A 12,636-nucleotide genomic window follows, 5' to 3' on the forward strand; every position below is an offset into this window, starting at 1 on the left:
AATATTGATTGAATCATCACACTAAAGCGCGCCATCGCTCACAAAGCTAAAAATCTTAGCCTTGCACAAACGAAACTGGGAATGCAGGGAGGATAAAATCAACAGCAAACCGCCATCGCAGCTTGCCGAAGTGTTTAGAGGGTTAGAGCATCAGTGCTAAGCTGTTAATTCAGATTGGTTTGACGGAATTAACAGCCAGTTTGAGCAAGCTAAATGGCCTTACCCTTTTGAGTTCTCAAGGGCCTCGATAAATCGAGTAGACTCATTGATAGATTTATTCATTTCTTTGATTAAGCCTGAGATATCCGTTTGTAAGTTGGCAAATTCACCTTTAATCGCGCCTATCGCCTGGGCATTTAAGTTATGCTTTAAATACAGCATATTGTCTTTCATAGCGGTGAGAATGGGCGGCATTTTTGATTCGGCGCGGCGCATGGTTTTAATCAACTGCTCGTAGGAGCGACGGGTTTCCTTGAGCTTAGTTTCGCTGTTGCGGCGTAGGCTCGCTTTGCTGATCTCACCAATTTCCGTTTGCCACTCATCGAATAGCGCCTCGGCAACATCTTCGACCTTGTTGATGCGATTACTTACGTCATCGGCGGCACTTTGGGCTGACTCGTATTCATCTTTAGCCTTGTTATAGGCTTTTTCGAGGTTGCCACCATTGTGGTTGAGTAGGGCTTGCATCTCCTCGAGTGCTGAGCTGAACTCTTTTTGCGCATCCTCTTGGGATTCTTTCGCGGCTTTCACTCTGTCGACCATAATGTCGCGCTTGTGGTAGCCCACTTTTTCCATGGCACCGTAATAGGCACTCTGGCAGCCCGTCAGCAATAGCGTTGCCGCTATCAGACTAGAGGTGATCAATCTTTTCATTGGGTATTCCGTCACTGAGTCAGATGAAGTTAGTCGGCCTTAAAACGTGCCGCATCGATAATGCTCCAGAGGTGAAAGATAGCACCAATTACCGCGGGCACAATTAACCACCAAAGGGCGTAGCCGACTACAGTGACCACGAAGAATAGCAATGCTGCCAAAATTCGCCCTTGTAGCAGTTGGCCTAGGCCTGGGAAAAACAGACTAGCGATTGCGGCGATAACATTGCCAGTGGATCCTTGTTGTGACATCAATTCACTCCTTAGACTTGTAAATTAAGTGTTTATTGTACGAAGATAACGAGTCTATACCAACAGAATCAAGAGAAACCCGTGACTAAGAAGATAGATCTGGCACAAATTCGAGCCTTACTCCTTGGGATTTGGCACTTCCTGCTGCATTTACGCCAGCGCCTAGTAGAAGATCAAATCAATATTCGTGCGGGCCACTTGGCCTATGTCACCCTATTATCGCTCGTCCCTATGGTGGCGGTGACTATGTCTATGCTGTCGGCGTTTCCTGTGTTTAAGGGGATCCGCGGCCAAATTGAAGCCTTCGTTTACGAGAATTTTTTACCCGCAGCGGGCGATACGGTACAAGTCTATATCAATGAATTTGTGGGCAATGCCTCGAAGGGGACTGCGGTGGGGATCGCGGCCTTAGTCGTGGTAGCTATTATGCTGATCTCCGCCATTGATAAGTCACTAAATAATATTTGGCGCACTAAGGAAAAACGTTCTGTGGTCGTGGCCTTTTCCATGTATTGGATGGTGATTACCTTAGGCCCTGTGCTGGTGGGGGCGAGCCTAGTGGCGACTTCCTATGTGGTGTCGTTAAAGCTCTTTGAGGGCGATACCTTATCTGGCGTAATGCCGCTGTTTATCGAACGTTTGCCGCTGTTATTTTCGGTGGCCGCGTTTTTACTGCTCTATATGGTGGTGCCGAATCAAAAGGTGAAGTTTTGGCACGCGCTGTTGGGCGCTGTGGTGGCGGCACTGCTATTTGAGTTGGGGAAAAAAGGTTTCGCCTTGTATGTGACGAAATTTCCAAGTTATGAAGCCATTTATGGTGCGCTGGCGACCATTCCTATTCTATTTGTTTGGGTATATTTATCTTGGATGATCGTGCTGCTGGGCGCCGAAATTACCGCCGCCATGCCCGAGTATTTGGACTATGAGTCCAGCAGCGATATCAACGAAACTAACCTCGATGGTCAACCTTTAGCGGCGCAGGATACACCCGCCGCGCAGCCAGAAACCACATCCGCCCAATCAAGCCAAGTGCTTGAGACGAAGGCTGAACTTTCCGAAAGCGCGCCGTCATCGACTACATTGGATAAGCCGTAGCGAAGTTGTCATCCATTAATACGTTTAACGAGCCTTAGCCCGCCTATGATTACTGATGGCCATCATTTTGCCCCTTTTATCCGCCGTGATTGGCTGATGATGGGCAATGGGCAGCAGTTGCATCTCGCTCAATATGGTAATCCGCAGGGTATCCCGCTGCTTTATTTGCATGGTGGTCCTGGCGCAGGCGCTAGTGTGAGTGAGCTCAGTTTATTTAACCCCGAGCACTATTGGATTTTACTGTTAGATCAACGTGGTGCGGGGCAATCACTGCCCGCTGGCGAGTTGGAACACAATCATTTAAATGGACTCATCAGCGATATTGAGGCGATTCGCATTCACTTAGGCATAGCGCGTTGGTGCTTAGCGGGTGGCTCATTTGGCGCCACCTTAGCCTTAATTTACAGTGGGTTATTTCCGCAGCGGGTAATAGCTCAAGTATTATGGGCGCTGTTTATTCCATCAAAAGAAGGGATTGAATGGCTCTATGCACCCTCGGGCGCCGCGCAGTTATATCCGCAGGCTTACCGTGAATTTGCCGCGCCTTCTATTGGATTGGCGGATTTATTTACGCACTATCAGCTAGGATTTAACGCCCAAGATGAAGCAACTCGCCACGAATTTGCCCGCCGTTGGATCCAATGGGAATTAACCCTAGCGGGTGTACCAACTGGCCTGCCTAAGCGGCTTGCGCCGCCGCTATTCGCCTTAGCTCAAATCGAGCTGCACTATGCGCAAAATGATTACTTCAATATGTTCAGTGTATTACAACGGGTGACATCTCAAGTCTCTGCGCGTACCCTGCTATTACAAGGCACGCAGGATGCTGTCTGTCCGGCACGTTTATTAGCCGCATTTGGGGCAAAAATCGATAACCCCAGGATACAAATCCACACTATTGTTGATGGCGGGCATTCGCTGAATAGTGAAATACTCTCACTTGCCGTCACACTCGAAATTCAAGCCATGTGGTCTTGGATAAAGCGACAGGAGTTTGCATGAAATTAGCTATGATTATTGCCGCCATTTTAGGATTAACGGCCTGCGCGGCCACCTCATCCTCAACCCCAGAATCTCAATCCTCATCTTCTGCGGTCGAATCTACCGAGGCTCGCGCACCTGTGGCGCCTAAAGTGGTGCAATTGGCTGGAATGACCAATGAGGCCGCTGCTGATGCTTTGTATCAGGCCTTAATTAATGCCAACTATTTAGCCACTAAAGTCGGGGCGGATAAGGTTGCGGTGCAATTTGGCAATAATGATTTTATGCTCGAACCCAGTATAAATGCTGCGGGGATTGACCGTATTCTGATGAACCGTTTTTATGCGGTGCATCCACAGTTGCAGGCCAGCCCTGAACTGCCCGCGGTGATTGGCGAACTGAATGCCAAGCTAAACTTCGCTAAATTTGTATTGCGCGAGCAAGGTGCGGTAATCCAAATCCAAGGTACTGTGACCTTTGCTGATAAGGTCGAAATCGAGGAGCTTCGCCGTTTTATGCTGTGGACCGATGGCGGCTTGGCAGAAATCGCTAAGTCCTTGCCGGAGGGAATTGAGCAGTATCTGCGCCCAATTCCTTTGATGCCCGTTGTTAAGTCTTAATTTAAAGGAAAAGTTGTGATCGCTTTAATTCAAAGAGTCAGCCGCGCCAGTGTGGTTGTAGATAATCAAACCATAGGTGCAATTGATAAGGGCTTGTTAGTTTTACTTGGGGTTGAGCGGGAAGATAACCGCGAGAAGATGGAAAAGCTAGCTACTAAAGTGATGAGTTATCGAGTGTTTTCTGACGAAAACGGCAAAATGAACCTCAATTTGACTCAAGCGGGAGGCTCGCTTTTAGTGGTATCCCAATTTACCTTGGCCGCTGATACTGAGCGTGGGCTAAGGCCGAGCTTTTCGGGTGCGGGCACACCAGAACAAGCGCTTGGCCTGTATGAAGAGTTTGTCGCCTTTTGCCGCGCCAAGGGCGTGACCACCGAAACAGGGCAATTTGCTGCTGATATGAAGGTTGAACTGGTCAACGATGGCCCAGTGACCTTCCATTTACAGGTTTAACCTACAGGACAGTGTGCCAACGGCAGTAAGGACATGCACATGGACGAATTATTAAACCAATTACGCCAGACCTGGCACCGCACTATACCTGTGAGTGAGTTTATGCAGATAGCGCCGCTGTCATTTTCTGATGGTGAATTGAGCGTGAGTGCGCCACTCGCGCCGAATATCAATCTGCATCACACCATGTTTGCGGGCAGCATTTATACCCTTATGACGCTCACTGGTTGGGGCATGGTATGGCTGCAACAGCAACTCCTCAATGTGGATGGCGACATAGTGTTAGCCGATGCCCATATCCGTTACTTGGCGCCCATTCGCAATCAACCTATTGCACGCGTGGTATGGCAGGATGCCAGTTTAGCGGGCTTATCTGTGGGGCGAAAAGCCAAAGTTCGACTTGTGGTTAAGCTTTACTGTGAAGATCTGCTCTGCGCTGAGTTTTCAGGCCTGTATATTAGCCTTCCAGGCATTAAGAAATAGTTGCGACTGTTTGATTTTTGTAAATTTTCATCGTTGATGTTGCCTTTAACTTGCAATAGAATCTTTGGCTTAATGCAACTTAAGTTGCATACGCCATGGTCCGTACGGTTATCACGTTTATGCTGTATGGCGCTATTTGCATTGATATTAAGGATAACCGATGCGATTTCTCTCCTGTGTGCTTATTGCTCTATTTTGTTTTCATCTCAGTGGTTGCACCAATACCAAGTTAAATGCCAATAAATTACCAAAGGGTGTGGTGCTAAATAAAGCTATTACACTCCCTGTGGATGTGAGTGTTGCTTATTATTTGCCCCATTCGCAGTTAAATAACCGTTTTTATTTAGAGAAATGGAATATTTGGGTCGATCCAGGAAAATCACTCAGTGATGGCGTGAAGGATGGTTTTGGTGCTTATTTTTCAAATGCTAAGTTATTAGACCGCACGCAAGCGAGTCAGTATGGACTGCTGATCGATATCGATCCTGAGTGGAAATTTGAGTCGGGTAAAGCAGAAATGATCATGAGCTATCGGGTATTTAATGGCTCCGATAAGCCCATTCGCGAAGGGCAAAAATCCTTTAAGGCAGATATTGGTTATTTAGGGGATGGTTTAGGTCTTTATAACGCCGCATTGCGTGCGACTCAATTAGTGATTGTCGATGTGCTAAACACGTTGACGCCGTCGGCTAGCTCCTATCCTGCACAGTATGCAATGAAGGATGTCTCGGCGAATTTGCTGGCAAATATGCAAAAGCCAGTCAGTACAGGAACAGGTTTTTATATTAATCCTCAGGGGCAAATTGTCACTGCGGCCCATGTACTCAAAAATTGCATGGTGACACAGGTGAATGTTGGCGGTAAATCCTTTGATGCGGCCGTAGAGGCTAGCTCGACCTTATTGGATTTAGCGGTCGTGAGTACGGGTACGCCAGTGGAGCAATACTTACCATTGCGTAAAGGTACAGAGATTTTCCTGGGCGAGGCGATTACCAATGTTGGCTATCCCTTGCAGGGATTATTGGCGGCCTCTCCCAATTTAACGCGCGGAAATATCAGCTCACGCGAGGCATTAAAGGGGGCGGTGGGGCAATTCCAGTTTTCGGCACCGATCCAGCCCGGCTCAAGTGGTGGCCCAGTTGTCTCTGACGGTGGGGAGCTATTAGGTATTACCGTCAGTACCTTAAATGTGACGAGTCTACGTGAATCGGGTGCATTGCCGCAGAATGTTAACTTTGCCCTTGATGCAAAATATGCTGCCCGTTTTTTAGATAAGCACCGCATTAGTTATCAGTCGGTTGAACCCAATATGAAGGGCGATATTCGAACGGCAAATGCGGCGGCACTTGGTGCTGTTGTTCAACTAAATTGCTATCAATAAGGATGTTTCCAATGCTATTTATGCTTCGTATTTTGATACTGGCTTTGTTGCTCATTAGCCCGTTTGTTAAAGCACAAACCACGGTACTTCCACCAGTATTTTTTATTAGTACCATTGATTCAACTGACTTTTATAACAAACTCAAGGGCATCCCATTATTTGAAAAAATGGATAAAGAGAATATCGGCAATCCATTAAAACTGATTGTGACCTATAAAATGGAACCTACTGCAGGGGGAGAAGCCGCTGGGCTAACCTCGGCGATTTTAGCGGGTGGCTCCCTAGGGCTGTTACCTATGGTGACCAATAATGATTTGGTGCTGACCTATGAGTTTAGGGTTCACAATGAGGTGATTGCCAGCGTCAGTTACCGTGAAAATTTTACCAAGGCTCACAACATGTACTCCAATGAGGGAATGTATAGCCTAGATAAAGAGAGTTTGGCATGGGCGATGACCACGACTGATAAGTTTATGGTTGATATTCAAAACTCGCCTGAGCTTTCCCAGCTAATCAGTGAATACAACTATTATTTTGCTCAATAGTTCGAGTGATGCATCTCCATAAATGAAGGGCTAGCTTTGCTAGCCCTTCATTTAACCATTCTATTTTTTAGAAAGTAATCTCAAATTTTATCCGCTTTTTTTCTTTTTTATGGGCTAATAAACTAAGCCCATAGAGTCGAGAGCAAGCTGAAAGACTCTCAAGAATTTCAATTTTCGGAGCAGATTATGTCTAAAGTCCTAGTGTTAAAATCCAGTATTCTTGGCGGTTATTCACAATCTGCCTTGTTAGTTGACCACCTGATCGGTAAATGGGAAGACCAAGGCGCGGCCATCACAGTTCGCGATTTAGCGGGTAAAGATGTGTTGCCAATGGTTGATGGCGAAATCGCCTCTGGCCTACGTGGCGGCGCTGAGTTAACCGCACGTCAGCAAGAGATGCTCGACCTGTCGAACGCCTTAGTTGAAGAGTTAAAAGCGAACGACACTATCGTGATCACCGCGCCGATGTACAACTTCAACATTCCAACCCAGCTGAAAAACTGGATTGATTTTGTGGCCCGTGCCGGTGTGACTTTCACTTATACCGAAAACGGTCCTAAAGGCTTAGTGGAAGGCAAACGTGCTGTGTTGATCACCACCCGTGGTGGCGCCCATAAAGATGGCCCAACCGATCACATTGTGCCTTTCTTAAAAACCTTCCTCGGCTTTATCGGTATCACTGATGTGGAAGTGGTATATGCTGAAGCGCTGAACATGGGCCCAGAAGCCAACCAAAAAGGTATCAGCGAAGCTAAAGCCAGTATCGATAAGTTAGCGGTTTAATCGTAAAGATAATAAAAAATGCCAGCGTAAATGCTGGCATTTTTGTTTACGCAGAACACAATTATTCGCACAGTTTGCAGCCAAGGGACATGGCGCTGGTTTCGATATAGCGAACCTTAGTGCTTGCTTGGCCACGGTTACGGCTCACGCTGTAGCAGGTTTCGCGAACCACTTTGGGCTGCGGCGGTTGTTCGCCGCTCGTTGGGCGCGGGCACTTTGTTGTCATCTGCACCTCCTCACGCATGGTTGCTTGGCTTAGGTTTTAGCTTGGCTGGCAGCAGACTAAATCTTTTAGCGAACCACCGTTGACCACACATTCAAAACCATTGGCCCTTAAAATATCACAGCCCTTTTGGGCACGAATGCCTGCGCCGCAGTAAAGTACAAAGGGATGCTGTTTATTTTCAACCTGATGTAACCATTGGTCGAGCGTTGGCAGTGGCACATTGATGGCCTGAGGCAAATGACCCGAGGCAAACTCCTCCGGTGAGCGCACATCGATAACGCGCGCACCCTGCTCAATCAATTGCCAACATTTTTCACCGTTGCTACTACCAGATAATTTAGCCAGTAAAGATTGAAACATAGCTTTGCCTCTATGATTAGAAAATTTTCAATAAGTTTATTCTAATGGATTAGTGAGCGCAAGCGGCAATCTGTTGGGTGCTTGGCTTGTCGGCGTTACTCGGTGGCAGGCGCTTCCCTGTGATAGTGGATAAGATCATGAAACACCACGGGTTGATCGCTCAAGTTGCGGTAACCGTGGGGTTTATCGGCGGCAAAGCGCACGGCCTCGCCCTGCTGTAATGGCTGCCACTGGCCATCGACTAACACTTCCATGGTGCCGCTGAGCACGATCACATGCTCGGTCACACCCGCCTCATGGGGCTCGGAGAGGCGCTCATAGTGCGGTAATAGGGTGAGTTCAAACATCTCAAAACCAAAGCGTGGCTCAAAGGGAAATAGCGACGCCACTAACATGCCGTCGGTTGCAGGCTTTTGGCGTAATGCATCAGCGTTACGAAAGACCGCGCCTTGGCTCTCGGGTGTCGGCTCTAGAAAAGTTGAGAGTGAGGTATTAAAACCGCTAGCGATTTTCCACAAGGTAGCAATAGTGGGGCTAGATTCGCCGCGCTCAATCTGGCCTATCATGGCCTTGCTTACGCCTGTCTCGAGTGCCGCTTTATCTAAACTCCAACCCTTTTGGCTGCGCAGTTGTTTTAGGGTCGCGGCAAGATAGCTGTTGATGGTCTGCATTATGGTCTGATACTTAAAAAATTATTTGTACGTTATAACGCACAGGTGCTATCTTGTCCATCTTGTGCGTTATAGCGCACAGTCAATGGTGCGATGCTCGAGGCAAAGGTAGGATTAGGAGTAGGGATGATGTGGCGCGAGGCTTTGGGACTATCAAAAATATCGGCGGGCTTTATTGCCGTGCTGGTGGGCTACAGCAGTTCGGCGGTGATTATCCTGCAGGCGGCGGATGCCGTGGGTGCGACATCGGCACAGATGAGTTCATGGCTATGGGCCTTAGGTGTTGGCATGGGGCTCACCAGTATTGGCCTGTCTCTCTACTATAAAAATCCGGTGCTTACGGCATGGTCGACCCCCGGGGCGGCGCTGATGGTCACCAGCCTTGCGGGATTAAGTATCCACGAAGCCGTTGGTGCCTTCCTGATTAGCTCTTTGTTGATCACTCTATGCGGCTTGGCGGGTTGGATGGATAAGCTTATTCGTATCATGCCGCCTTCGGTCGCTGCGGCCATGTTAGCAGGGGTTTTACTGCAGTTTGGTTTAGGGCTGTTTCAAGCCATGCAGACTCAACTGAGTTTAATTCTATTGATGTTATTGGTGTTTGTTGTGCTTAAGCCCTGGGCGCCGCGCTACATTATGTTACTCACCCTCGTAGCGGGAATAGGGATGAGTTATCAATTGGATCTACTGCAACTCGATAAGCTTGAGCTGCAATTCGCCGCTCCTGTATGGATAGCGCCTGCGTTTTCTGTCACCAGCGTAGTGGGCGTGGCGCTGCCCTTATTTGCGGTGACTATGGCCTCACAAAATATGCCTGGGATAGCAGCGCTGCACGGCCATGGTTATCGCCCGCCTATCTCGCCATTAATTACTGTGACGGGGCTGATGGGCGTATTGTTTGCCCCCTTTGGCGGCTTTGCTTTTAATCTCTCGGCCATTACGGCGGCGATTTGCATGGGTAAAGAGGCGGACCCTAACCCCGCAACTCGTTATTGGGCGGCGGTGTGGGGCGGTGTGTTTTACTTTATCACAGGCCTACTCGGCGCCACTGTGGTGGGGCTCTTCGCTGCATTTCCGAAGGAATTAGTGCTCGCGATTGCAGGATTAGCGCTGCTTGGCACCATAGGTAACAGTCTAACCGCAGCGCTCGCGGATAACGACGAGCGAGAAGTGGCGGTGATTACGTTTCTCGTCACCGCCTCGGGTGTGAGTATATTGGGGATCGGCAGTGCATTCTGGGGATTATTACTCGGATTTTTAATGCATTACTGGCACAAGCATCGCGCCTTAACCACAACTAAACAGGCAAAAGCTTAGCTGTGGTTAGGTCTAGACTGAGGTTTGCTACCTTAGTGGATTGATGTGTGAAGAGGCCTAGAGCTTTTTGGTCATAAACAGGCTATTGGGGTCGAGCGTGTAATCGGCAAAAGGGCCGCACAGCTCGAAGCCAAATTTGGCATACAGGTTGCGAGCTGGCTGGAAAAAGGCCATCGAGCCGGTTTCTAAACTGAGGCGCTGAACGCCTGCGGCTTTGGCGTCATTGATCAAGTGCTGCAGAATCTGGGATGCCACGCCTTGTTGTTTGTAAGTCGCTGCGGTGCGCATCGATTTGATCTCCGCATGCTCGGAATCTAACCATTTTAGTGCACCGCAGCCCGCCAGATTATGGCCATCCCACAGTGTCCAAAAGCGAATATTGGGTTGGCGCAGGCCATCAAGGTCTAATGCGTGCACACTTTCCGGCGGCGAGGTTGCCCGCATATCTTCAAGGTGTTCCTGCAGCAAAGCCGCTATCTCTGGCCCTTTAAGGTCATCTAAGGTGATTTTCATGGTTCTTATGGTGGATTTCATGGCGGATCGGGTACTCCCTATTATTGTGGCTTATCCATAATGGCGTCATCGCTTTGTAATCTGTTTGCCAATGCGCTGCAGTGGATAAGCAAATGCTAGGCCACCAACTTTTTATCAAAGCAAAAATCAAAGTCGTGGGGCTTCACCCCACACCCGACCAAGGAGGACTGCTCGTCCTATCCTCCTTGGATGCTCCAAGACGCCCCTAACGGAGTTGAAAGCCCCTTGTGCTCATAGCAAAATTTGCTATCGCTTCCGAAGTTACCGCTTTACATCCATGTAAAGCCCCCCAGTTCGGCAATCCTTGCCTCTCGCTCATAAGCGCGAAAATCATCGATTTTCATTCGCCCCTGCGAAAGCTAGCTTGCCATCCATGGCAAGACTCACGCAATTTGTCTATTCGCCCTGCGGCAACTCCGAGGGGATGGTGTATTCCTTAGGCTCAGGTGTTATTGGTCAAATGTTGAATGAAAAAAGTTATGCCTGTCCGATCTTTTGATGTGATTATTCTCTAAACAATTCATCGAACAACACGTTTTTCAATCCAGCTATATCTTCTGGCTGATCACGTCCAGGCGAGAACACCTTTTCTAATTCGTTGCGAGACATCCGAAAAAACATATTTCTTGATGACTGCTTTCCAATTCTGATATGGAATGACAGAACAAATGTGTTAATTGACACTTTCGATTCATGTAATCGCTTTGCCAGAGCATGCGCATAACTCAATACGTTACTTCTAACTTGTTGTGGGGTGACATTAGAGATTTCTACATCAATATTAAACCACGCCTCGTCATTGTCATTTTTATCGAGAAAGTTCACAGAAATGTCGCCATCAATGAACTTGCGCGGGGTTGTCGGGTTTAACTCGGCAAGGCCATGGTTAACGAGGTATTCTCTTAACGCGCGTTTTTCTAAGATATTCTGTTGCTTTTTCTCTTCAGATCGTTCTTCTGACGGTTCCTGTGGGCTTGCAGACATTTCCATTCCGGTGTACACAAAAAATTCCGGAATAAATTTTGTGATCTTATAAAGAGTATATAGCAGCGGTATCAGGCAGCTGTAAAAGACCGCCACCTTTGTAAGATACAGAGAGCCCGCATTAATTAAAGACACAACATATGGGTACGTTATAAGCAGAACAGCGGGAAGCAAGAACAATATGTTTCTTAATACGCCGCGATTAGCTATATATCGGAAATACGTGCGTCTTCTACCGTAGTGCCCAGGCACGTATTTTGTAGAGTGTATGGTTAATATATACCCTTCCTCTTTTGCGTAATCCAATGTGGCATTCAAGAAAAATACGAAGTATAGGCCGTATAGCCAGGAGACAGCCGCCGTACTATCTGGGAAGAACAATACTAAAAATGGAGCAGCGGTAAGATACGCCAATGAGTAGAGTAATTGACGTCCAAAGTGCAAATACAGTTCTAAAAACATCCTTCGCGAGAATTTGAACGACGAAAATCCGCTTTGCAGGACAAACAGCATCGCAGCAAAAGCTATACCGAATAGAACACCAGAAACGGACAATAGTGTTTTATAGAACTCATCAATCGCTATTGGCAGCGGAGGGTTGAGAATTACGTCCAAACTAGCTACTTCCTTTTTCACATAACGCATCAATCAGCCGACGCGTTAGCGGTCGGCTGCATTGACTTGTGTACGCCCAGCATGGGCATGAACTAATGAGGTGAAAGTCCTCTGTAGGAAGGTCACCGTTCAATAACATGCTGTTATTAAACGCTAACTACTAGTGAATGGCAAGGGCTTATCCGCGAGGATTGGTCTGAAGGAAGCCGCTAGCAAATTTGCGAGCTGATGAACAAGAACATCATATGAGGCGTAGGCTAGAGGTGAGTTGGCACAAGACGACGAAACCACGTGATCTAATGGCCACCGTAAATGATGCAGCAGTGCAAAGAAAGTTCATGTTCTTATCTGGGGAGATCTGCTTAACACGCGATCGGTCAATAACCAGTCAGGCTCTGGTCTATTAAGTGCCTTGGCTTTTCAATCTCATCGACTGAAAAGAGCGAACCAGATGAAAACCGATA

At 47.8% G+C, this 12,636-nt stretch carries 16 protein-coding genes; 9 read left to right on the plus strand and 7 right to left on the minus strand.

Annotated elements, in window-relative coordinates; translation table 11 throughout:
- Positions 1 to 219: 219 nt before the first annotated feature.
- Both FJD32_RS01830 and FJD32_RS01835 read right to left on the minus strand, forming a co-directional pair.
- A complete protein-coding gene (locus tag FJD32_RS01830; RefSeq protein ID WP_037425018.1) occupies positions 220 to 873 on the minus strand; it encodes a DUF2959 domain-containing protein in 654 nt (217 codons plus the stop codon).
- A gap of 29 nt (positions 874 to 902) precedes the next feature.
- Entirely contained in the window at positions 903 to 1,124 is a 222-nt protein-coding gene (locus tag FJD32_RS01835) for a hypothetical protein (RefSeq protein WP_037423215.1), read from the minus strand.
- An 81-nt stretch (positions 1,125 to 1,205) separates the two neighbouring features.
- Here FJD32_RS01835 and FJD32_RS01840 point away from each other — a divergent pair, with 81 nt between their 5' ends.
- The 8 genes from FJD32_RS01840 (at position 1,206) to azoR (ending at position 7,465) form a co-directional block, all read left to right on the plus strand.
- Positions 1,206 to 2,219 (plus strand): virulence factor BrkB family protein, encoded by a 1,014-nt coding sequence (locus FJD32_RS01840; protein WP_055646870.1) that lies wholly within the window; start codon positions 1,206 to 1,208, stop codon positions 2,217 to 2,219.
- A 45-nt stretch (positions 2,220 to 2,264) separates the two neighbouring features.
- On the plus strand, positions 2,265 to 3,221 hold the full coding sequence (locus FJD32_RS01845) for an alpha/beta fold hydrolase (RefSeq protein WP_140907487.1): 957 nt from the start codon (positions 2,265 to 2,267) through the stop codon (positions 3,219 to 3,221).
- The gene (locus FJD32_RS01850; protein WP_037423221.1) at positions 3,218 to 3,820 is read left to right on the plus strand and encodes a hypothetical protein; all 603 of its coding nucleotides are present in this window, start codon (positions 3,218 to 3,220) and stop codon (positions 3,818 to 3,820) included. Before FJD32_RS01845 ends, FJD32_RS01850 begins: the two co-directional genes overlap by 4 nt.
- Positions 3,821 to 3,835: 15 nt before the next feature.
- Complete coding sequence (gene dtd / locus FJD32_RS01855) at positions 3,836 to 4,273, plus strand: D-aminoacyl-tRNA deacylase (RefSeq protein ID WP_037423224.1); 438 nt, start codon at positions 3,836 to 3,838, stop codon at positions 4,271 to 4,273.
- Between the two features lie 39 nt (positions 4,274 to 4,312).
- Positions 4,313 to 4,756 carry a thioesterase domain-containing protein gene (locus FJD32_RS01860; protein ID WP_055646869.1) on the plus strand — a complete coding sequence of 148 codons (444 nt, stop codon included), beginning with the start codon at positions 4,313 to 4,315 and terminating at the stop codon, positions 4,754 to 4,756.
- A gap of 160 nt (positions 4,757 to 4,916) precedes the next feature.
- Positions 4,917 to 6,137, plus strand: a complete 1,221-nt coding sequence (locus FJD32_RS01865; protein ID WP_055646868.1) for a serine protease — start codon at positions 4,917 to 4,919, stop codon at positions 6,135 to 6,137.
- 11 nt (positions 6,138 to 6,148) lie between these two features.
- The gene (locus FJD32_RS01870; RefSeq protein ID WP_037423235.1) at positions 6,149 to 6,682 is read left to right on the plus strand and encodes a hypothetical protein; all 534 of its coding nucleotides are present in this window, start codon (positions 6,149 to 6,151) and stop codon (positions 6,680 to 6,682) included.
- Between the two features lie 186 nt (positions 6,683 to 6,868).
- The gene (gene azoR, locus FJD32_RS01875) at positions 6,869 to 7,465 is read left to right on the plus strand and encodes an FMN-dependent NADH-azoreductase (protein WP_047539728.1); all 597 of its coding nucleotides are present in this window, start codon (positions 6,869 to 6,871) and stop codon (positions 7,463 to 7,465) included.
- A 61-nt stretch (positions 7,466 to 7,526) separates the two neighbouring features.
- Here azoR and FJD32_RS01880 read toward each other — a convergent pair whose 3' ends face one another.
- From FJD32_RS01880 to FJD32_RS01890, 3 genes are all read right to left on the minus strand, one after another.
- Positions 7,527 to 7,691: a hypothetical protein gene (locus FJD32_RS01880; protein ID WP_224021461.1), complete on the minus strand. Its 165-nt coding sequence runs from the start codon at positions 7,689 to 7,691 to the stop codon at positions 7,527 to 7,529.
- Between the two features lie 36 nt (positions 7,692 to 7,727).
- The gene (locus tag FJD32_RS01885) at positions 7,728 to 8,051 is read right to left on the minus strand and encodes a rhodanese-like domain-containing protein (RefSeq protein ID WP_055646866.1); all 324 of its coding nucleotides are present in this window, start codon (positions 8,049 to 8,051) and stop codon (positions 7,728 to 7,730) included.
- 95 nt (positions 8,052 to 8,146) lie between these two features.
- Positions 8,147 to 8,722, minus strand: coding sequence for an XRE family transcriptional regulator (locus FJD32_RS01890; RefSeq protein ID WP_037423247.1), 576 nt, complete (start codon positions 8,720 to 8,722; stop codon positions 8,147 to 8,149).
- A 129-nt stretch (positions 8,723 to 8,851) separates the two neighbouring features.
- Between FJD32_RS01890 and FJD32_RS01895 the strand changes: the two genes are divergently transcribed.
- Positions 8,852 to 10,039 carry a benzoate/H(+) symporter BenE family transporter gene (locus tag FJD32_RS01895; protein WP_055646894.1) on the plus strand — a complete coding sequence of 396 codons (1,188 nt, stop codon included), beginning with the start codon at positions 8,852 to 8,854 and terminating at the stop codon, positions 10,037 to 10,039.
- Positions 10,040 to 10,096: 57 nt separating this feature from the next.
- Here the strand turns inward: FJD32_RS01895 and FJD32_RS01900 are convergent, their stop codons facing one another.
- Together FJD32_RS01900 and FJD32_RS01905 are read right to left on the minus strand one after the other, a co-directional pair.
- Positions 10,097 to 10,573 carry a GNAT family N-acetyltransferase gene (locus FJD32_RS01900; RefSeq protein WP_140907488.1) on the minus strand — a complete coding sequence of 159 codons (477 nt, stop codon included), beginning with the start codon at positions 10,571 to 10,573 and terminating at the stop codon, positions 10,097 to 10,099.
- Between the two features lie 504 nt (positions 10,574 to 11,077).
- Positions 11,078 to 12,193, minus strand: a complete 1,116-nt coding sequence (locus FJD32_RS01905) for a hypothetical protein (RefSeq protein WP_140916755.1) — start codon at positions 12,191 to 12,193, stop codon at positions 11,078 to 11,080.
- Positions 12,194 to 12,636: the final 443 nt, after the last annotated feature.

Source organism: Shewanella sp. LC6, assembly GCF_006385735.2.
GTDB lineage: Bacteria > Pseudomonadota > Gammaproteobacteria > Enterobacterales > Shewanellaceae > Shewanella > Shewanella xiamenensis.

Coding starts and splice junctions, on each gene's coding strand:
- FJD32_RS01830 (WP_037425018.1), bottom strand. CDS start 873: ATGAAAAGATTGATCACCTCTAGTCTGATAGCGGCAACGCTATTGCTG.
- FJD32_RS01860 (WP_055646869.1), top strand. CDS start 4,313: ATGGACGAATTATTAAACCAATTACGCCAGACCTGGCACCGCACTATA.
- FJD32_RS01850 (WP_037423221.1), top strand. CDS start 3,218: ATGAAATTAGCTATGATTATTGCCGCCATTTTAGGATTAACGGCCTGC.
- FJD32_RS01885 (WP_055646866.1), bottom strand. CDS start 8,051: ATGTTTCAATCTTTACTGGCTAAATTATCTGGTAGTAGCAACGGTGAA.
- FJD32_RS01895 (WP_055646894.1), top strand. CDS start 8,852: ATGTGGCGCGAGGCTTTGGGACTATCAAAAATATCGGCGGGCTTTATT.
- FJD32_RS01835 (WP_037423215.1), bottom strand. CDS start 1,124: ATGTCACAACAAGGATCCACTGGCAATGTTATCGCCGCAATCGCTAGT.
- FJD32_RS01890 (WP_037423247.1), bottom strand. CDS start 8,722: ATGCAGACCATCAACAGCTATCTTGCCGCGACCCTAAAACAACTGCGC.
- FJD32_RS01865 (WP_055646868.1), top strand. CDS start 4,917: ATGCGATTTCTCTCCTGTGTGCTTATTGCTCTATTTTGTTTTCATCTC.
- FJD32_RS01845 (WP_140907487.1), top strand. CDS start 2,265: ATGATTACTGATGGCCATCATTTTGCCCCTTTTATCCGCCGTGATTGG.
- FJD32_RS01900 (WP_140907488.1), bottom strand. CDS start 10,573: ATGAAATCCACCATAAGAACCATGAAAATCACCTTAGATGACCTTAAA.
- FJD32_RS01870 (WP_037423235.1), top strand. CDS start 6,149: ATGCTATTTATGCTTCGTATTTTGATACTGGCTTTGTTGCTCATTAGC.
- azoR (WP_047539728.1), top strand. CDS start 6,869: ATGTCTAAAGTCCTAGTGTTAAAATCCAGTATTCTTGGCGGTTATTCA.
- FJD32_RS01880 (WP_224021461.1), bottom strand. CDS start 7,691: ATGACAACAAAGTGCCCGCGCCCAACGAGCGGCGAACAACCGCCGCAG.